Annotated in this window: 17 protein-coding genes; 6 read left to right on the top strand and 11 right to left on the bottom strand. The window is 64.8% G+C overall.

Annotated features, from left to right (window positions below; translation table 11 throughout):
• Positions 1-28: 28 nt before the first annotated feature.
• Genes FJW04_RS01295 through FJW04_RS01270 form a run of 6 tightly spaced genes read right to left on the bottom strand, consistent with a single transcriptional unit; the run spans position 29 to position 6,714 of the window.
• Positions 29-811, bottom strand: coding sequence for a carnitinyl-CoA dehydratase (locus FJW04_RS01295; protein ID WP_140620564.1), 783 nt, complete (start codon positions 809-811; stop codon positions 29-31).
• The gene (locus FJW04_RS01290; RefSeq protein ID WP_140711872.1) at positions 804-2,882 is read right to left on the bottom strand and encodes an acetate--CoA ligase family protein; all 2,079 of its coding nucleotides are present in this window, start codon (positions 2,880-2,882) and stop codon (positions 804-806) included. Before FJW04_RS01290 ends, FJW04_RS01295 begins: the two co-directional genes overlap by 8 nt.
• A 3-nt stretch (positions 2,883-2,885) precedes the next feature.
• Positions 2,886-4,049 (bottom strand): acyl-CoA dehydrogenase, encoded by a 1,164-nt coding sequence (locus FJW04_RS01285; RefSeq protein WP_023772121.1) that lies wholly within the window; start codon positions 4,047-4,049, stop codon positions 2,886-2,888.
• Between the two features lie 4 nt (positions 4,050-4,053).
• Positions 4,054-5,148, bottom strand: coding sequence for a carnitine 3-dehydrogenase (locus FJW04_RS01280; RefSeq protein WP_140620568.1), 1,095 nt, complete (start codon positions 5,146-5,148; stop codon positions 4,054-4,056).
• Entirely contained in the window at positions 5,145-5,774 is a 630-nt protein-coding gene (locus FJW04_RS01275) for an HD domain-containing protein (RefSeq protein ID WP_140711870.1), read from the bottom strand. The genes FJW04_RS01280 and FJW04_RS01275 overlap by 4 nt, the downstream gene beginning before the upstream one ends.
• Positions 5,775-5,796: 22 nt before the next feature.
• The gene (locus FJW04_RS01270) at positions 5,797-6,714 is read right to left on the bottom strand and encodes a 3-keto-5-aminohexanoate cleavage protein (RefSeq protein ID WP_140711868.1); all 918 of its coding nucleotides are present in this window, start codon (positions 6,712-6,714) and stop codon (positions 5,797-5,799) included.
• A gap of 79 nt (positions 6,715-6,793) precedes the next feature.
• Between FJW04_RS01270 and FJW04_RS01265 the strand changes: the two genes are divergently transcribed.
• Positions 6,794-7,771, top strand: a complete 978-nt coding sequence (locus tag FJW04_RS01265) for a GlxA family transcriptional regulator (RefSeq protein ID WP_015314601.1) — start codon at positions 6,794-6,796, stop codon at positions 7,769-7,771.
• Positions 7,772-7,782: 11 nt separating this feature from the next.
• Here FJW04_RS01265 and FJW04_RS01260 read toward each other — a convergent pair whose 3' ends face one another.
• Both FJW04_RS01260 and xylA read right to left on the bottom strand, forming a co-directional pair.
• Positions 7,783-7,992 carry a hypothetical protein gene (locus tag FJW04_RS01260; protein ID WP_015314600.1) on the bottom strand — a complete coding sequence of 70 codons (210 nt, stop codon included), beginning with the start codon at positions 7,990-7,992 and terminating at the stop codon, positions 7,783-7,785.
• Between the two features lie 208 nt (positions 7,993-8,200).
• Positions 8,201-9,526: a xylose isomerase gene (gene xylA, locus FJW04_RS01255; RefSeq protein ID WP_015314599.1), complete on the bottom strand. Its 1,326-nt coding sequence runs from the start codon at positions 9,524-9,526 to the stop codon at positions 8,201-8,203.
• A gap of 113 nt (positions 9,527-9,639) precedes the next feature.
• Between xylA and FJW04_RS01250 the strand changes: the two genes are divergently transcribed.
• Entirely contained in the window at positions 9,640-10,002 is a 363-nt protein-coding gene (locus FJW04_RS01250; protein ID WP_140620574.1) for a nuclear transport factor 2 family protein, read from the top strand.
• A gap of 299 nt (positions 10,003-10,301) precedes the next feature.
• On the opposite strand, the gene xylB is transcribed toward FJW04_RS01250, so the two are convergent.
• Both xylB and FJW04_RS01235 read right to left on the bottom strand, forming a co-directional pair.
• Positions 10,302-11,756 carry a xylulokinase gene (gene xylB, locus FJW04_RS01240; RefSeq protein ID WP_140711866.1) on the bottom strand — a complete coding sequence of 485 codons (1,455 nt, stop codon included), beginning with the start codon at positions 11,754-11,756 and terminating at the stop codon, positions 10,302-10,304.
• A gap of 80 nt (positions 11,757-11,836) precedes the next feature.
• Positions 11,837-13,162: a tetratricopeptide repeat protein gene (locus FJW04_RS01235; RefSeq protein WP_140711864.1), complete on the bottom strand. Its 1,326-nt coding sequence runs from the start codon at positions 13,160-13,162 to the stop codon at positions 11,837-11,839.
• Positions 13,163-13,388: 226 nt separating this feature from the next.
• Between FJW04_RS01235 and FJW04_RS01230 the strand changes: the two genes are divergently transcribed.
• A complete protein-coding gene (locus FJW04_RS01230; protein ID WP_140711862.1) occupies positions 13,389-16,175 on the top strand; it encodes an autotransporter outer membrane beta-barrel domain-containing protein in 2,787 nt (928 codons plus the stop codon).
• Between the two features lie 30 nt (positions 16,176-16,205).
• Here FJW04_RS01230 and FJW04_RS01225 read toward each other — a convergent pair whose 3' ends face one another.
• Complete coding sequence (locus tag FJW04_RS01225) at positions 16,206-16,829, bottom strand: LysE family translocator (RefSeq protein WP_015314594.1); 624 nt, start codon at positions 16,827-16,829, stop codon at positions 16,206-16,208.
• Between FJW04_RS01225 and FJW04_RS01220 the strand changes: the two genes are divergently transcribed.
• The 3 genes from FJW04_RS01220 to FJW04_RS01210 all read left to right on the top strand — a co-directional run bounded on the left by FJW04_RS01220 (position 16,828) and on the right by FJW04_RS01210 (position 19,249).
• Positions 16,828-17,097, top strand: a complete 270-nt coding sequence (locus tag FJW04_RS01220) for a hypothetical protein (RefSeq protein WP_140660229.1) — start codon at positions 16,828-16,830, stop codon at positions 17,095-17,097. The genes FJW04_RS01225 and FJW04_RS01220 overlap by 2 nt on opposite strands.
• Positions 17,098-17,161: 64 nt before the next feature.
• Positions 17,162-17,929 (top strand): L,D-transpeptidase, encoded by a 768-nt coding sequence (locus FJW04_RS01215; protein WP_015314593.1) that lies wholly within the window; start codon positions 17,162-17,164, stop codon positions 17,927-17,929.
• Between the two features lie 153 nt (positions 17,930-18,082).
• Positions 18,083-19,249, top strand: coding sequence for a diphosphate--fructose-6-phosphate 1-phosphotransferase (locus FJW04_RS01210; RefSeq protein WP_015314592.1), 1,167 nt, complete (start codon positions 18,083-18,085; stop codon positions 19,247-19,249).
• The last annotated feature ends 38 nt before the right edge of the window (positions 19,250-19,287 follow it).

Below are 19,287 nucleotides of genomic sequence, written 5' to 3'. Positions count from 1 at the left end.
GGTGTGACGGAACATCATCGTCGGCGAGCTATCTCCCCTTCCATACCGGTTCGCGCTTTTCGGCGAAGGCGCGGAAACCTTCCATGCCGTCCTCCGACCCATAGAGCGCATCGACCGTCGGCAGTTGCCGGCGCGTCACCTTGTTCATCGCCTCCTGGAAGGTCAGCGATTCCGCCACCCGCGCGGTCTCCTTGATCGCTGCGAACACCAGCGGCGGGCCGCTGGCGAGCAGCCGGGCGATCTCCCAGACGCGGTCCTCGAGCTTTTCCTTGGGCAGCACCTCGTTGACCAGGCCCCAGCGATGCGCCTCGGCGACATCCATCCAGCGGCCGGTGAGCAAAAGGTCCATGGCGACATGATAGGGGATGCGCTTCGGCAGCTTGATCGTCGCCGCGTCGGCCAGCGTGCCGGCGCGGATTTCGGGCAGCGCGAAGGAGGAGTGGTCGGAGGCGTAGATGAGGTCGCAGGACAGCGCCAGCTCGAAGCCGCCGCCCACCGCCATGCCGTTGACGCAGGCGATGACCGGCTTGTTCAGGTCGCGCAATTCCTGCAGCCCGGCAAAACCGCCGACGCCATAGTCGCCGTCGACCGCGTCGCCGCTCGCGGCGGCCTTGAGGTCCCAGCCGGCGCTGAAGAACTTGTCGCCGGCGGTCTTGACGATGGCGACGCGCAGGTCGGGATCGTCGCGGAACGCCTTGAAGGTTTCGCCCATCAGCCGCGATGTTTTCAGGTCGATGGCATTGGCCTTGGGGCGGTCGAGCGTGACCTCGAGGATCAAGCCTTCGCGGCGGGTCGAAATGACGTCAGACATTCTTGTTTTCTCCCAGCACCAGCAATGCATCGGCGATCCAGGCGCCCTTGCCCTCAGAGCAGACGATCAGTGGATTGATGTCGAGTTCCTCGATCTCGCCGGCATTGTCCTGCACGAAGCCGGCAATGCCCGCGATGGCGTCGATGGCGGCCTGGACATCGGCCTTCGGCCGGCCGCGATAGCCCTCGAGCAGCGGGAACAGTTTCAGGCCGCGCAGTGCGGCCTCGATGTCGTCGCGCGTTGCCGGCAGCATCAGCGTGACGCTGTCGCGCAGCAATTCGACCAGCACGCCGCCAGTGCCCAGCGTCATCACGGCGCCGAACATCGGATCGCGGGTGAAGCCGACGATCAGTTCGGCGACGCCGTCGCGCACCATGCGCTCGACATAGAGCCCGGTGCCGAGCGGCAACAGGTCATGCGCCGCCGTGCTGACCGATTCGGCGTCCTTGAGGTTCAGCCTGACGGCGCCCACCTCGGACTTGTGGGTGACGCCAAGCGCCTTCAGGGCGACGGGGAAGCCGAGCGCCATGGACGAGATCACCGCTTCGACCGCATTGCCGGCGCGTTCGCCTTTTGGCACTGGAAGCCCGGCCTTGATCAGCCGCGCCTTGGCTTGCGCCTCGTCGGGCGTAACATGATCGCCACCGGCAGCACCGGACGCCGATGTATCCACCGGCTGCGCCTGCGGCTCGCGCCAGGCCCAGCCGATGAAGGCCGCCGCCTGGGCGGCGTCCATCGCTTCGGAAATGCCGAAAAGCGGCACCATGCCGCGCGCCATCAGCTCGGCGGTGTATTCTTCCGGCAGGTTCTCCGGCAGCGAGGAGACGATGGCGCCATGCGCCTTGTTGGTCTTCAGCGCCGATTCGAAGGCGCGCAGCGTCGCCCACCAGTCGGTCACCGAGCAGCGATCGGGACGCGGGAAGTCGAGCACCAGCATGTTGAGGTCGAAGCCGCCCGACACCATGGCGGTGAAGGTGGCGGTCATCGCCGGCTCGTTGTTCCAGATGAAGGTGTGATAGTCCAGGGGATTGGCCACCGCGACCAGCGGCCCGAGCGTTGATTTGACATGGGCGCGATGGGTGTCGTTCAGGACCGGGAAGTTGACCCATCGGCCTTCGGCGCTGTCGGCCATGACCGATGCCTCGCCGCCCGAACAGCTCATCGACGACAAGGTATAGCCAGGCAGCGGGCCGGTGATGTGAAGCAGCTTCAGCGCCTCGATGAAGGAGGGGATGGAATCGACGCGAGCGATGCCAAGCCGCTTCAGGAAGGCGCCGGAAGCAGCGTCCGAGCCGGCGAGTGACGCCGTGTGCGAGACAGTTGCCTGCCGCGCTTGTTCGGAGCGGCCGACCTTCATGGCGATGATCGGCTTCTTGAGCTCACGTGCCCTTGCCGCCAGGCGCTCGAAGCCGGCTACCGAATCGAACGCCTCGATGTGCAGGCCAAGCGAGGTGACGCGCTCGTCCTCGATCAGGCCGAGCGCCATTTCGGACAGGCCGGTCTGCGCCTGGTTGCCTGCGGTCATCAGGAAGGCGATCGGTAGGCCGCGCTTCTGCATCGTCATGTTGATGGCGATGTTGGACGACTGGGTGATGATGGCGACACCCTTGCCGCCGCCTTCCAGCCTGATGCCGCCATGCTGGTCTGGCCACAAAAGCGCGCCGTCCGCATAATTGATCAGGCCGTAGCAGTTCGGTCCGATGATCGGCATCTGGCCGGCGGCGGCCACCAGTTCGGCCTGCAGCCTTTCGCCGTCCTCGTCATAGGCCTCGGTCTCGAGGAAGCCGGCGGCAAAGCAGACGGCGCCGCCGGCGCCGCGTTCGGCCAGCGCCTTGACCACCTCGATGGTGAGGTGCCGGTTGACGCCGACAAAGGCGGCGTCCGGCGCGCCGGGCAAATCGGCGACGGATCGGTAGGCCTTGCGTCCGGCCACTTCGTCCTTGGTTGGGTGCACCGGCCAGATCTCGCCGGCAAAGCCCATCTTGATCGATTGCGCCACGACGGCGGCGGCCTGCACGCCGCCGAACACGGCGATCGATTTGGGGCGCAGGAGGCGTTCAAGTTTATGCATCGATCAAGCCCCGAACGGACGCAGCAGCGCCCGCGAAATAATATGTCGCTGAATCTCCGACGTGCCTTCCCAGATGCGCTCGACGCGGGCGTCGCGCCAGATGCGCTCCAGCGGCAGGTCATCCATCAGCCCCATGCCGCCATGGATCTGGATGGCCTCGTCGGCAACGAAGGCGAGCATTTCGGTGGCCTTCAGCTTGGCCATGGCCATGTCCTGATCGGTGACGGTGCCCTGATCGTACTTCCAGCCCGCTTCGAACACCATCAGGTCGGCGGCCTTGAGTTCCGTCGCCATGTCGGCGAGCTTGAACGACACGCCCTGGAACTTGCCGATCTGCTGGCCGAACTGCTGGCGCTGCGCGGCATATTCGACCGCATGGCCGAGCGCTCGCTCGGCACGGCCGAGGCAGGTGGCGCCGACCTGCAGCCGCGTGGCGCCGAGCCAGGAATTGGCGACGTCGAAGCCCTTGTGCACCTCGCCCAGAACCTGGGATGCCGGCAGGCGGCAATCGTCGAATTCGAGGATGGCGTTGGTGTAGCCGCGATGCGAGACATTGCGATAGCCGTCGCGCACCGTGAATCCCTTGGTGCCCTTGTCGACGAAGAAGGCGGTGATCTTCTTGCGCTTTCCGCGCGGTGAATCCTCTTCGCCCGAGGCCATGAAGACGATGGCGAAATCGGCGAGATCGGCGTGGGAGATAAAATGCTTGGTGCCGTTCAGCACCCAGTCGTCGCCGTCCTGCACGGCGGTCGCCTTCATGCCGCGCAGGTCGGAGCCGGCGCCCGGCTCGGTCATCGCCAGGCAGTCCCATTTCTCGCCGCGGATGCAGGGGAAAAGATATTTTTCGCGCTGCTCCGGCGTGCCGGCGAGCAGGATGTTGGAGGGGCGCGCCACGCAGGTCCAATGCAGTGCGTAATTGGCGCGGCCCAGTTCCTTCTCGTAGAGCAGCCAGGTCACCGTATCGAGCCCCGCGCCGCCGACATCGGCAGGCATGTTAGCGGCATAGAGGCCCGCCTCGATCGCCTTCGCCTTGATCTCCTCGATCAGCTCGCGGCGCAGCACGCCGGTGCGCTCGACCTCGCGCTCGTGCGGATAAAGCTCGTTCTCGACGAAGGCGCGCGTCGTCTCGACAATGAGTTTCTGCTCTTCCGAAAGACCGAAATCCATGGTCTCAGCCCTTCTTCTTTTTCTTCGGCTTTTCGGCTTTCTTCACTGGCTTGGCGGCCCTGGCCCTTTCCGCTGCCTTTGAGGCCACGGGCTTCTTCGCCGCCAGCTTGGCGAGCTGTCTTGTGTAATCCTTGTGCAGCGCGCCGGCGCCCCAGCCCTTGCCCTTGTTCTGCTTCGACAGCGCATCCATGATCGCGACCAGATTGTCGTCGCGGATCTTTTCCAGTTCGCGGATCGACAGGCCGTGCGCCTGGTCGTCAGACTGGGTGGCGATCAGGTCGACCAGCTCATCGTTGAACTCCGGCACGTCCATCAGCTTGGTCCACGGCCATTTCAGGCAGGGCCCGAACTGCGCCATGAAGTGGCGCATGCCGGCCTCGCCGCCGGCAACGCGATAGACCTGGAACATGCCCATCTGCGCCCAGCGCAGGCCGAAGCCGTAGCGCATGATGTCGTCGAGTTCCTCGACCGTGCAGATGCCGTCCTTGATCAGCCACAGCGCCTCGCGCCAGGCGGCTTCGAGCAGGCGGTCGCCGACGAAAGCCTCGATCTCCTTGCGGATGACGACCGGCTTCATGCCGATCGAGGCATAGATTTCCTTGGCGACTTCGATGGCTTCCGGGAAAGTCTGGTCGCCGCCGACGATCTCGACCAGCGGCAGCAGATAGACCGGATTGAACGGATGGCCGACGACCAGCCGTTCCGGGTGCTTCTTCATCGCCACCTGCATGTCGGTCGGCTTGATGCCCGAGGTCGAGGAGCCGACGATGGCGTTGGCCGGCGCGTGGGTGTCGATCTCGGCCAGCACCTTGTGCTTTAGGTCGAGCCGTTCCGGCACGCTTTCCTGGACGAAGTCGGCATCCGCGACCGCCTCCGCGATCGTCTTGGCGAAGGTCAGCTTGCCCTCTTTCGGCAGGCCGCCCGGCACCATCTGCCTATAGGCGCGGCGCGCGCCCTTCATCACTTCCGAAACCTTGCGCGAAGCTTCGGGATCGGGATCGAAGATCGACACGTCGATGCCGTTGAGCAGGAGCCGCGCCACCCAGCCGGCGCCGATGACCCCGCCGCCGATGGCGGCCGCCTTGTTGATGATGCTCATTGAGAGGCTCCGGTTCTTGTCCTGGCGGTTTCGGGATCGGTGAGAGGCACGCGCTCGCCGGCGCGGATGACCGATGGGTCGTAGGCTTTGCGGGCGAAGACTTCGAGCACGAACGGCCGGAAGAATTCGATCGGCAGCGTCTCATAATCAGGGTCGAAGCTCGACTGGTCCCAGCGTTCGCAAAACTGGTCGCAATCGTCGAAATAGGCATGGCCGGCGAAGCGGTCGCGCGCATGGCGATTGCCGCCGAGATGGTGGGCGTAGTAGAGGCGCTGGAAGTCGCCATGCTTCTCCACCACCCAGGTGCATTGCTCGCGCACGAAAGGTTTCAGGATCGAAGCGGCGTATTCGTCGTGATTGTAGGGCGCGTAGATGTCGCCGATGTCGTGCAGCACGGCGCAGGCGATCCAGTCGGTGTCGGCGCCGTCGCGCCAGGCCCGCGTCGCCGCCTGCAGAGAATGGCCGAGCCGGGTGATCTTGTAGCCGGACAGGCCTTCGTCGAGCCGCACCAGCGCGTCGAGCAGCCGCTCGCCGGTCCTGGCCGCGTAGTCGATCTCGTGGGCGGTCAGGAACTCGTAATCCTGCCTGTCGCCATCCTTCATGGCGGTGAATTTTACAGTAGCCATATCGACCCTCCCTGCGAATAATTTATGCCGCGATCGGCGCTCGCTTGGTCAGGTTGAGCTTCTTGCGCACTTCTTCCGGCCCCAGGATCCGGGCGCCGAGATTGGTGACGATCGAGGCGGCACGCTCGACCAATTGCGCATTGGTCGCCAGCACGCCCTTGTCGAGCCACAGATTGTCCTCGAGGCCGACGCGGACATTGCCACCGGCGAGCACGGCGGCAGCGGCATAGGCCATCTGGTTGCGGCCGATGGCGAAAGCCGACCAGTTCCATGTCGACGGCACGTTGTTGACCATCGCCATGAAGGTGTTGAGGTCGTCGGGCGCCCCCCACGGCACGCCCATGCAGAGCTGCACCAGCGCGTCCGGATCGAGCACCTTTTCCTCGACCAGTTGCTTGGCGAACCAGAGATGTCCGGTGTCGAAGGCCTCGATTTCCGGCTTGACGCCGAGCGCCGTCATCATGCCGCCCATGGCGCGCAGCATGCCGGGCGTGTTGGTCATGACATAGTCGGCCTCGGCGAAATTCATGGTGCCGCAGTCGAGCGTGCAGATTTCCGGCAGGCACTGGCGCACATGTTCCATGCGGTTGGTGGCGCCGCCCATGTCGGTGCCTTTTTCGTTGAGCGGCAGCGGCGCTTCGGGCGAGCCGAACACCATGTCTCCGCCCATGCCGGCGGTAAGGTTCAGGATGACGTCGACATCCGCCGCGCGGATGCGCTCGGTTACCTCGCGGTAGAGATGCACGTCGCGCCTGGGCTTGCCGGTTTCGGGGTCGCGCACATGGCAATGGACGATGGCAGCGCCGGCCTTGGCCGCGTCGATCGCCGAATCGGCGACCTGCTTGGGCGAGCGCGGTACGTGGGGTGAGCGATCCTGCGAGCCGCCGGACCCGGTCACGGCACAGGTAATGAAGACCTCACGGTTCATCGCGAGCGGCATCGAAACTCTCCTCCCATTCGAAACAGCCACTACCATCGCTCGACTTGATCAAAGCTGCTTTGCGTTTTACGAAGGCCACATGATCAAAAGCGAAAAATCTGTCTTTCGCGCCGAACGTGAGACCCTCAAGGTAACGTTCCTGGTGTTTTCCGGCTCCTCGATCATGTGCGTCGCCTCCGCCGTCGACCCGCTGCGGGCCGCCAATCGCATTTCCGGCGAGACCCTGTTCGACTTCAAGCTGGTCTCGGTGACAGGCGAGGCGCCGGTTACCACCTGCGGCCTGCCGGTGGCGGTCAGCGGCCGTTTCGACGCCAAGGAGACAACCGACGTTCTCGTCGTCGTCGCCGGTTTCGGCACCCAGAATTACGCGACGTCGGCTCTGCTTTCAGGCTTGCGGAGGGCGGCGCGGGCGGCCCGCGCGTGCGGCGGCGTCGAGGCCGGCACCTGGCTGGTGGCGCGCGCCGGCCTGCTGGAGGGCCGCAGCGCCACCACCCATTGGGAAGACATGGAGGATTTTTCGTCGGCTTTTCCCGGCGTCGATGTCCGGCCGGACCGCTATGTCATCGACGGGCCGGTGTTCACCTCGGGCGGCGCCTCGCCGACCTTCGACCTGATGCTGCACTTGATTCGCACGCGGCTCGGCATGGCGGTGGCGCTCGATGTCGCCAGCGTCTTCATCTACGACCAGGCGCGTGCCGCGACCGATGCCCAGCCGCTGGTCTCGCTCGGCCGGCTCGACGGCTACGATCCGCGCCTGGCGCAAGCGATCCGCTTGATGGAAGCGCATGTCGACCAGCCGCTGACCATCGACGCGGTGGCCAGGCGCGCCGGGGTGACGGCGCGGACCCTGGAAAGCATCTTTCGCAAGTCGATCGGCGAGACGCCGGGCGCCTACTATCTCAGGCTGCGCCTGGGTGCCGCGCGCCGGCTCGTTGTCGACACGCGGATCGCCATGGCGGACATCGCCGGGCGGACGGGGTTCTCGTCTGCCGCGGCCTTTTCGAGAGCATTTTCAAGGGCTTTTGGCGAAGCCCCTGTCAGGCTTCGCCGAGGTTGAATCCAGGCGGCTCAGGCGGCGTTTTGCCGGTCGCTGCCGCCATCGATCTGCGAGCGCATCTGTCTGGCCAGATGGGTCTCGAAACGGCTGGCAACAGCACGATCCCATTCGTTGGACCGGCGCGCGCCATCCCTGGGATGCGGCATTGCCATCAGCCGGTCGATGATCGATCCGGCCTCGCCAGGTGAGAGCAGGGCGTCGATTTCACGTTCGTTCTGCATATCGGTTCGCCTCCTTCTTCCTCTCCCGCCACGAGCCATATCTATACGAGATTCGTGACGGCAGTTTGAAGGCAAGAGCGAGGTCATTGAGAGGCGGCAAGGGGCAAAACCTTGTCGTCGATTTCAGCATGGCGCGCAGAAAGTTTCCGCGCGCCAAGCTTTCGAATCGCATAGTGCGCCGGCTTGGATTGCCGACGGTCAGGCAGCGTCAGACGTAGCGGTTGACGATGTTTTCAAGCAATTCCTGGCGGCCGGAGCGCGGTTGCGGCTCGATCTTCTTCTTCACCACGCGCTCGGCGATCTCTTCCAGCGTCCGCTTGCCCGACAGCATCGCCTTGGCCTCGGCGCTGTTCCAGCCGGCATAGCGCTCGGCGAGCGGACCCGACAGCGCCTTGTCCTCTACCATCTTCGCCGCCGCCTTGAGGCCGCGCGCGCAGGAATCCATGCCGCCGATATGGCCGATCAGCAGGTCCTGCGGGTCGAGCGACTGGCGGCGCAGCTTGGCGTCGAAATTGGTGCCGCCGGTCTTGAAACCGCCGGCCTGGAGCACCTGGTAATATGCCAGCGCCATTTCCGGCACGTTGTTAGGGAACTGGTCGGTGTCCCAGCCCGACTGGTAGTCGTTGCGGTTCATGTCGATCGAGCCGAAGACGCCGAGCGCGTTGGCCAGCGCCAGCTCGTGCTCGAAGGAGTGGCCGGCCAGGATGGCGTGGCCCTGCTCGATGTTGAGCTTGACCTCCTTCTCCAGGCCGAAGCGCTTGAGGAAGCCGTAGACGGTCGCGACGTCGTAGTCATACTGGTGTTTTGTCGGCTCCTGCGGCTTCGGCTCGATCAGGATCGTGCCCTTGAAGCCGATCTTGTGCTTGTAGTCGACGACGAGGTTCAGGAAACGGCCGGCCTGTTCCTGCTCGCGGGCAAGGTCGGTGTTGAGCAGCGTCTCATAACCCTCGCGCCCGCCCCACAGCACGTAGTTCTCGCCCTTAAGCCGCTTGGTGACGTCGATGCAGCTCTTCACCGTCGCGGCCGCGTAGGCGAACACATCCGGATCGGGATTGGTCGCCGCGCCCGACATGAAGCGGCGGTTGGAGAACAGGTTCGCCGTGCCCCACAAAAGCTTGACGCCGGTCTGCTTCATCTTGCCGGCGAAATAATCGGCGATCTCATCGAGGCGTGCCGCACTTTCGGAAAAATCCTTGCCCTCGGGCCGCACATCGGCGTCGTGGAAGCAGAAATAGGGAGCGCCGAGCAGCGAGAACATCTCGAAGGCGACATCGGCTTTGAGTTTCGCCAGTTCCATCGTGTCGATCCCGCCGGCCTTGGGGAACCAGGGACGGTCGAAGGTCTGGCCGCCGAACGGGTCGCCGCCCGGCCAGGCGAAGGAATGCCAGTAGGCGACGGCAAAGCGCAGATGGTCTTCCAGCCGCTTGCCGGCCACCACTTCGTCGGGATTGTAGAAACGGTAGGCCAGCGGATTGGTCGAATCCGGTCCTTCATATTTGATTGTCTGGATATCGCCGAAAAAGCCGCTGCTCATGGTTCTCTTCCTCTCCAAGATAGGTTTGCCCGATTACCTCAGGCGTAATTGGTTTCACACCGAGGCTGGTCGAAAACGGTCCTGTCAAAACCGTCAAACGAAGGAGACAGACCATGACCGACCTCAACACGATCGCCCTGAACTACATCACCGCCTGGAACGAAAGCGATGCCGACCGCCGGGCGGCCTTGCTCAAGGCTGTCTTCACCGAGGACGTCAGCTATCGCGATCCGCTCATGCAGGGCGACGGCCATGAAGGCGTCGCGGCGCTGATCGGCGGCGTCCAGCAGCGCTTTGCCGGCTTCCGCTTCTCGCTGAAGGGCACGCCGGACGGCTTTGCCGACAAGATCCGCTTCTCCTGGAATCTCGGGCCCGAGGGCACTGCTTCCGTCATCGAAGGCACCGATATCGGCATCATCGAGAACGGCCGCCTGAAGAGCGTCACCGGCTTCCTCGACAAGGTGCCGGCGCAGTGAGGTCTTGCTGGCAAGTTGAGTGGCTCCCACGCTTACAGTAGTTGCTTGTCCAATCTGTAGAGGGGACCGCTTGGCGAAGTCGGCGCCGCCCCTCATCGCCCTGCCGGGCACTTCTCCCCGTATAGTGACGGGGAGAAGCGGGCCGGCGGCAATCTCGACGCCTTTCCTGCGACGTTGGTGATTGGCGAAACCAGCAATGACAGCGCCCCTCTCCCCGTCTCTATACGGGGAGAGGATGCCGGCAGGCAGGTGAGGGGCAGCGCCAGCGCCCGGACGAAAGGAATGGGACAAGCGCCAACTCACGCGGTTACGGCCTTAATGGCCGGATAGAGCGCGCGGTAGCGGTGATAAGCATCGGCGAAGGCGCCGCCAAGAGCTGCATCCGGCTCGATCGTCGCATCTGTCCTCGGCGCGGAGCACACGGCCAGCGGATCGGCGCCGGTCGCTGCGATCAGGCCAAGTCTGGCCGCTCCAAACGCAGCGCCGAAATCGCCATCAGCCGGAATATCCACCGGCAATTGCAGCGCGGTGGCGATCGCCTTCAGCCAATAGCGCGAGCGCGAGCCGCCGCCGATCGCGGTCACGCGCGTCAAGGTCGTGCCGGCGGTTTTCAATGCCTCCAGGCTGTCGCGGAAGGCAAAGGCAACCCCTTCGAGCACGGCCTGGGTCAACACCGGGCGGCCCGATTCATGCGCCAGGCCTGTGAATGAGCCGCGAATGGCGGAATCATTGTGTGGCGTCCGCTCGCCCGAGAGATAGGGCAGGAAGGACACGCCGGTCGGCGCCTTCAGCGTCTCGCCGAGTTCCGATGTCAGTTCGCCCGCGCCCTTGCCTGTGATCTCCGACAGCCAGTTGAGCGAATCGGTTGCCGACAGGATGACGCCCATCTGGTGCCAGGTATTGGGCAGAGCATGACAGAAGGTGTGCACCGCGCTGGCCGGGTTGGGCAGATAGGCGGCGTTGGCGGCAAACAGCACACCCGATGTGCCGAGCGAGACAAAAGCGTGGCCGGCGCCGACCGTGCCCATGCCGCAGGCGGAAGCCGCATTGTCGCCGGCCCCGCCAGCCACCGGAGTGCCGGCCGCGATGCCCCATTGCGACGCGAGTTCGGCGCGCAGGGCACCGGCTTTTTCCGTGCCCTCGACCAGCGACGGCATCTGCTTTTCCTCAAGCGAGGTCGCCGCAAGCAACTCGGAAGACCAGCGCCGCTTGCCGACATCGAGCCAGGATGTGCCGGCCGAATCCGACATTTCCGAAATGTAGTCGCCGGTCAGCCAGAGCCGCAGGAAATCCTTGGGCAAAAGCACCTTTGCCACCTTGGCGAAGACAGCGGGTTCGTTGTTCTTCACCCAGGCGAGCTTGGGCGCGGTGAAGCCGGGAAAGACGATGTTGCCGGTGAGCGCGCGGAAGCGCGGATCGGCGTCCAGTGCCGCCGCCTCGACATGGCTGCGCGTATCGTTCCAAAGGATGCAGGGGCGCAACACCTGATCGGCGGCATCGAGCAAGGTCGCGCCATGCATCTGGCCCGACAGGCCGATGCCCTCGATCGCCGCGAACTGCCCGGGATGTGCCGCCTTCAGGTCGGCGATCGCATCTTCGCAGGCGCGTATCCAGTGCAGGGGATCCTGCTCGGACCAGCCCGGATGAGGCCGAGAAACATCAAGCGTACCATGGCCGGAGCCGATGACGCCCTGTCCGGCATCGATCAGCAGCGCCTTGACGCCCGATGTGCCCAGGTCGAGGCCGAGATACATGGTTTCCTCCCACGTTCTTATTTTTTTCGGAACCCGAAAAATATGTTTGAGCCAGTTTTTAAGGCAAGATCCGCTCCGGGTCAATTCTCTGACAAATCGGCGGCACGTCTCGAAAACAGCGCCGACAGCGGACTGTCCGGGCGTGCGGCCGAACGCTCCGTCGTCAGCGCCCTGGCCAGTGCACCGTCGCCGGCGCGCAGGGCGGCTTCTATCAGCGTCAGATCGATGACGTCGCGCTGCGCGTGGCTGCCGCCAAAGCGATGGGCGATGGCCCGGATCGGCCGGATCAGTCGGATGGTTTCGGCGTAGTTGCCCTCTCCGAACGCCTTGATCGCAAGCGTCAGGGGATGGCCGACATCCCGCGTGAAAGCGGCATTGTCGTCACCGCCCCGCATCGCTTCGCGCTGTGCCTCGAGCAAGGTCCGGGCCGGAGCATCGAGCCCGGCGCCGACAAAGGCCATCATCGCATGGGCGTCGTTGAAGGCATAGTTGGAGGCAGCGGCCTTGGGCACCCAATTGGCGGCAAGCGCCGTCCAGCGGTCGCCGACGTCGACGCCGCCGAGGTGAAGCCGCCACAGGATCGCCGATGCATCGACCATGTTGAGCGCCAGCGTCGATCTGCTGCCATAGATCGGCCCGTCATAGAGCGCCAGCACCTCGCCGGTCTCGCCGAGATCGTAGTGGAACAGCGCCAGGTGCCACCAATTGTGGACCTGGAAGAAGCTGTCCTTGGTCCAGGCTTCGGGATCGGTACGCATCCAGGCGATGCCGTCCCTTTGCCGGCTTTGCATCTCCATCACATGCGCGACCGCATGTTGCGCCCAGCCATCGCGCGGTTCGATCTCGACCGCCGTACGGCCGAGCCTTTCGGCCTGCGCATACTCAGCCATCTCTTCGAGCCCGAAGGCCTGCATGCCGAGAATGGCGTGATACCCCGGCATGTCCGCCTGCCATGACGGCAGGGCGCGGGCGATGCGGTCGCGCAGCATGCGGGCGTTGCCAGTGAAGAAATCGACCTGGTGTCCGACCTGGAGCGCCACGGCGTCGAGCGGAAAATCGATCGCCATGTCCCGCAGAATGCCGGAGGCCTGATGCCAGCGCCCGTTGGCGAGGTGGCCGAGGGCCGAGACATGCGCCCGCTCACGCGTTGTCGCGGCAAGCGGCAGCGCCGCCTCGTGGCAGATCCTGGCCACGGCCGTCGCCTCCGGTTCGGTGGCAAGGCCGAAAAGGTAGCCCTTGAAGACATGCGCCATGACAAAACCGGGGTCCTGCGCGATGGCGCGATCGACGGATTTCACGGGATCGCCAATGAAACACTGCAATTCGCGCACGGCCTGGCCGTAGGGCGCGAATCCGGCTTCCGTCGCGCCCGAAAATGCCAGGCCAAATGCGTCCCTGATGGCCATGCGAGAGTCCCTGGTCGAGGCCGGATGGGCATGATGCCCTCGGTCCAGCATGATCTTAAAGCATAGGCCACGGCTACGCCATTTCACGAGTCGCGCCGCGGCATGTCAGACATTTTGCAGTTCATCAACCATGGGAGACAGAATAGGTTTTGTAAAACCGTACGAATTGTGGCTTGATTGCGGCGCGGGTAAGGGGCTTGAAATCGCGATCTGAGAGGGGGACGCGATGCGGCATTTTGAAATACAGGTTCCGAACAGCGGTTCGGAGCACATTGGCAGGGCTGTTTCTTTGCTGCAGCGAAAGCCCAGGCGGATCAATGCTGGGTTTATTAGCTTACTTGCAACTACGACCCTTATGTTGCTGCCGAACTCCGCGGCCCTGGCGGCATGCCTGCTGGTTCCGTCTCCGGGCAATGACGTCTTCACTTGCGATAGTGGCGATTCGGGCGGCAGCCTCAACGACACCATCGGCAACAACACGCTGAACTTTCCCGCCGGCGGCACCGGCCAGGTGAGCGGTAACGTCACCTTCGGCCCGGGCACGGACCGCATCAACATGCAGTCAGGCACCATCACCGGCACGGTCGATCAGGGCGACGGCACGGATTTCTTCACCATCGGCGGCGGCACCGTCGCCGGCAATGTCCAGCAGGGCGCCGGCATCGACGACTTCAACATGAGCGGCGGCCAGGTCGGTTCGCTGAACCAGGGCGACGGGCTGGACACCTTCACCATGACCGGCGGGCGCATCGTCGATTTCTTCGACGACGGCGACCGTGCCGTGATGACCGACGGCCGCATCGGCCGCGTCAACATGAAGCTCGACAGGAACTATTTCAACATGTCGGGCGGCATCATCGACCGCAACCTGGTCACCGGCTTCGACCAGGACACCATCATTCTCTCCGGCGGCACGATCGGCGGCAACATCAGCGTCAGCGGCGGCAACGACAGCGTGACGATCACGGGCGGCACCGTCGGCGGCGATGTGCTGATGAGCTTCGGAGCCGACAATTTCGTGTGGAATGGCGGCGGCATCATCTACGGCGCCGTCGATCTCGGCGGCGACAACGATACGGCAAAGCTGAGCAACCTGACCAAAGCCAATCTCGGCGGCGCCGACGCGCTGAATGGCGGTCTCGGCACCGATACGCTGGCCTTCGATAACGTCAAGCTCGACGGCATCAGCCGGATCCAGAACTGGGAGACCGTCGACGCCACCAACGACACCCAGCTCACGCTGGACGGCAATCTCGTGCTTGGAGACAGCGGCACCGGCACGGGATCGCTCAATGTCGATGCCGCGAGCACGCTCTATGGCGGCGGCTTCAACGCGTCGATCCAGGCCTTTACGTCGGGCCAGCTTGCGGACGTCGTCAATGCAGGCCGCATCGACCTGACCAACGGCAGTACCGGCGCGACGGACCGGCTGACGATTTCGGGCAATTACACCGGGCTCGGCGGCCTGCTGCTCATCCAGACCGAGCTCGGCGATGATTCGTCGGCGTCGGACAGGCTGGTGCTTTCGGGCGGCACGGCTTCCGGCTCGACCGGCATCGCGGTGGTCAATGTCGGCGGCGCGGGGGCCGAAACGATGCAGGACGGCATCATGGTCGTCCAGGCGGTCAACGGCGCCACCTCCACCTCAAGCGCCTTCGCGCTCGACGCACCCGTCGCGGCAGGCGCCTTCGAATATTATCTGTTCAAGGGTGGCGTCACCGCAGGCAGCGCGGAGAACTGGTATCTGCGCTCGTCGCTGATAACGCCGACATCGCCGGCCGCGGCGCCGCCGGCGGCAGAACCAACACCCGCGCCGGAACCGGTGCCGCCCGAGACCGAACCTCCGCCGCCGCCATCCCTGCTGCCGCCGGTGCCGACGCCGACCGAGGGCGACATCAACACTCCGCCGGCCGACCCGACGCCGCCCGTGCAGGCTAGCGATCCGGTGCCCGTGCCGCCGCCGCCGCCGCCGCCGGCGCCGGCGGCTGATCCACCGCCACCGCCCCCGCCGGTCCCGACCGCCGTGCCCGATCTTCCGATGCCCGCGGCAGGGGAGGAAATCCTGCTCTATCGCGTCGAGGTGCCGGTCTATTCCGCGGTGCCGCCTGTGGCCGAGCATCTGGCGATGACGACACTTGGCACCTTCCATGAGCGGCGCGGCGAACAGAGCCTGTTGTCGAACACGGAGCTGTCGCCGGTCTGGGGCCGCATCTACGGCCAGGACGCCAAGGTGGGCTGGTCGGGAACGGTGTCGCCGTCCTTCGACGGCACCTTGTTCGGCCTGCAGGCGGGCTTCGACGTCTTCGGACGCGAAACCGCGTCGGGCGGGATCGATCGCGCCGGCCTGTTCGTCGCCTATGCCAGCATGAAGGGCGATGTGCGCGGCCAGGCGCTGGGGCAGAATGATCTGTCCGTCGGCGGCATCGATGTCAGCGGCACCAGCGTCGGCGGTTACTGGACCCGCATCGGCCAAGGCGGCTGGTACCTCGACGGCGTCCTCATGGCCACCTTCTTCGGCGGCGACGCGACGTCGTCGCGCAACGTCGGCATCGACATTGGCGGAACAGGTGTCACCGCCTCGCTGGAGGGCGGCCATCCCATTGCGCTGGCGCAGGGCTGGACGCTCGAACCGCAGGCGCAACTGATCTGGCAGCATCTGTCGCTCGACGATGCCAAGGATCGTTTCTCGTCGGTTTCCTTCGATAGCGAGGGCAGCGTCACCGGCCGGATCGGGGCTCGGCTGCAGGGCGAGTCCGTTGTCAATGGAATAGCGCTGCAGCCCTACCTCAAGGCCAATATCTGGCATGATTTTGGCGGCACCGATCGTGTCAGTTTCGACACCACCGACATCTCGACGGAGGGCAGGTCGACCTCGTTCGAGTTCGGCGGCGGTATCGTCGCCAAGGTGACGGACAAGGTCAGCATCTTTGCCACCGGCGACTACACCACCAATCTCGGCGGCGACAAACGCCGCATCCTCGAGGGCAATCTGGGCTTCAGCGTAAAATGGTGAGGCCCTCCGGGCCTCACCCGCGTCGGGACATCAATTGCCGGAACGCATCGCCACCGTGGCGATGCCGGCGCCGACCAGGAGCGTGCCGCCGGTACGGTTGAAGATGCGGATCGCCTTGGGATTGCGGACCACGTTGCGGGCGCGTGCCGCGATCAGCGCGTAACCGAAAGCGTTGGCGAAGGCGAGCGCCAGGAAGGTCGTCTCGAAGATCAGCATCTGCGTCCGGAAGTCGGCGTGCCGGTCGAGGAACTGCGGCAGGAAGGCGACGAAGAAGGTGATGCTTTTCGGGTTGAGCGCGGTGACCAGCCAGGCATGCGCCATCATCTTGGCCGACGACACCGCGTCGGTGCGGGGTTCGGCCTTCAGCGCGCCGCCGGCGCGGAACAGTTTCACGCCGAGATAAATCAGATAGCCGGCGCCGATCAGTTTCAGGATGGTGAAGACACCAGCCGAAGCGGCAAGCAGCGCGCCGATGCCCAGCATCGACAAGGTCATGGCGGTGAAGTCGCCGAGCGCCACGCCGACCGCCATCGGCAAAGCGGTGCGCCAGCCCTGGCCCAGCGCATAGGAGACGACCAGAAGGATCGTCGGGCCCGGGATGATGAGGAGGATGGTCGACGCGGCAGCGAAGGCGGCCCAGTTTTCGAAGGACATGCTCGTCTCCTTTGAGCTCAAAGAAGAGGATAAATCCTTGGCTCCCGAAGAATGTAAAGGGACCGAATCCTTGTTTTTGCGTATTCCGGCCGGGCAACCGGCACGACTCTTACGGGACCGCGACGTCAATTGCGCCAGCGGCAAAAAGCTTGATGACGGTTTCAACGTCTTGCAGATGTTTAATGGCGACCGCGCGGGAGGGCGGAGCGGCGCCTCGGCAAGGCGCAAACGCAAGCAGCGCAAGGCATTCACGCTTTATCAACCATGAATGATGAAAATGCCCACTATCCGGCCGGACCGTGCTTCCCGCCGACAGCGTAGGATTTGGGTATATGCGTGAGTTGCCGCAAGGTCCGACGCCGCCACGAAACGGCGACGCAGTCGAAACCGATCTTCTTCTTTCCCGCCGCGCCGTCCTGTCCGGGGCGGGCGCTTTGGCATTGCTCGGCGTCGCCGGCTGCTCGACCTCGGGTGGTGTCGATCTGCCGGCGCTGCAGCTCGACGATACGGTCACCGGTTCGGTGCCGATCCGGCCCTCGATCAGCGTCGACAAGAACATCACCAGCCCCGACGTCATGTATGCCTCCTTGACGGATAACGGCTTCAACGTGCCCGAGGTGCCCTATCTCAAGGTCAAGCCGGAGTTCCGTCGCCAGATCGTCGTCGATACGACCGGCGAGGCGCCCGGCACCATCGTCGTGCATCTCAAGGAACGCATGCTCTATCTCGTCCAGCCGGGTGGCGACGCCATCCGCTACGGCGTCGGCATCGGCAAGGACGGTTTCCGCTGGTCCGGCCGCGCCAACATCCAGTACGGCAGGGAGTGGCCGACCTGGACGCCGCCGCCCGAAATGATCCAGCGCAAGCCGGAACTGGTGAAGTGGCAGGGCGGCCAGCCCGGCGGCCTGACCAATCCCCTCGGGGCGCGTGCGCTCTACATCTACCAGGACGGCAAGGACACCGGCTACCGCATCCATGGCTCGCCGGAATGGTGGAGCATCGGCCAGGCGATGTCGTCGGGCTGCGTGCGCTTGATCAACCAGGACATTATCGACCTCTACAGCCGGGTTTCGAAGAAAAACCCCGTCGTCGTCATGTGATCGTCCAGCCCTCCGTTTCTCCCGTTGCGCGATGCGGCAAGACAGGCCAAGGTGACCTGAAAACCATCGCCTAGAGCCGGATGATTTCAGGTCCGTTCAACCTGAAATCCGGATCCGTCTCTTTCGGCGTCATGCCCTAGGGAGACATCAAGCATGGCTGGAACTTTCGTCATCGCGCAGGGCGGCGGCCCGACCGCCGTCATCAACCAGACGGTCGTGGGCGCCGCGCTGGAGATCCGCAGGCGCCATCCCGGTGCCAAGGTGCTGGGCTCCCTGCACGGCGTGCGCGGCATCCGTGACGGCAACTATGTCGACCTCTCCGCCATCCCCGAGGACCGGCTGCGGCTGATCGCCGGGACGCCGAGCGCCGCTCTCGGGTCGACGCGCGACAAGCCGGATGCCGCCTATTGCGAGGTCATCTTGAAGGGCCTGCAGAAGGCGGGCGCCGACGCCTTCATCTATATCGGCGGCAACGACACCTCGGGCACGCAGCAGATCCTGACCGATGCCGCCGGCGGCAAGATCGCTTTCGTCCATGCGCCGAAGACCATCGACAACGATCTCGAGGAAAACGACCATACGCCGGGCTTCATGTCCGCGGCCGAATTCGTCGCTGGCGCCTTCCTGTCCGTCGATCTCGATTTTCGCGCCCTTCCCGGCATCTATGTCGGCATCGTCATGGGCCGCCATGCCGGCTTCCTGACCGCGGCGTCGGCGGCCTGGCAGCTCGATTCCGACAGCGGCCCGCATCTGGTCTACGTCCCGGAGCGGCCGTTCTCCGCCGCCGGCTTCATCGACGACGTGCGCGCCACGCTCGACCGCCACAAGCGCTGCATCGTCGCCGTGTCGGAAGGCGTCAGCACCGCCGACGGCAAGGCACTGGTCGAAAGCCTGGTGCCGGCGGACAAGCTCGAGCGCGACCAGCACGGCAACGTCAAACTCTCGGGCAGCGACCTGCCGGCGGCGCTCGAACGGGCATTGGCCGAGGGGCTGCCGGGCAAGCGTGCCCGCGTCGACGCACTCGGCTACATGCCGCGCGGCTATGTCGGCTCCATCAGCCCGGTCGATGCGCAGGAGGCCTTCGATGCCGGCGCTTTTGCCGTCGGCGTCGCCGAACAGGGCGGCGGCTCGGTGGCGCTGCAATATGATGGCAGCAAGATAGTGCTGAAGAAGGTGCCGCTGAAGAACGTCGCCGGCAAGACCCGCCACATGCCCGACGATTTCATGAAGCCCGACGCCAACCAGCTGTCCGAGGCCGGAATGGCCTATCTCAAGCGGCTGGTGCCGGAAAAATACAAGGTCGGAAAGCCGTTCGTCTGATGCCGGGTCCGCTTGATGCCCGGCTCACACCCGATGCC

This window comes from Mesorhizobium sp. B2-7-3, assembly GCF_006440715.1.
Classification (GTDB): domain Bacteria; phylum Pseudomonadota; class Alphaproteobacteria; order Rhizobiales; family Rhizobiaceae; genus Mesorhizobium; species Mesorhizobium australicum.
This window is presented reverse-complemented; position numbering and strand designations above follow the sequence as displayed.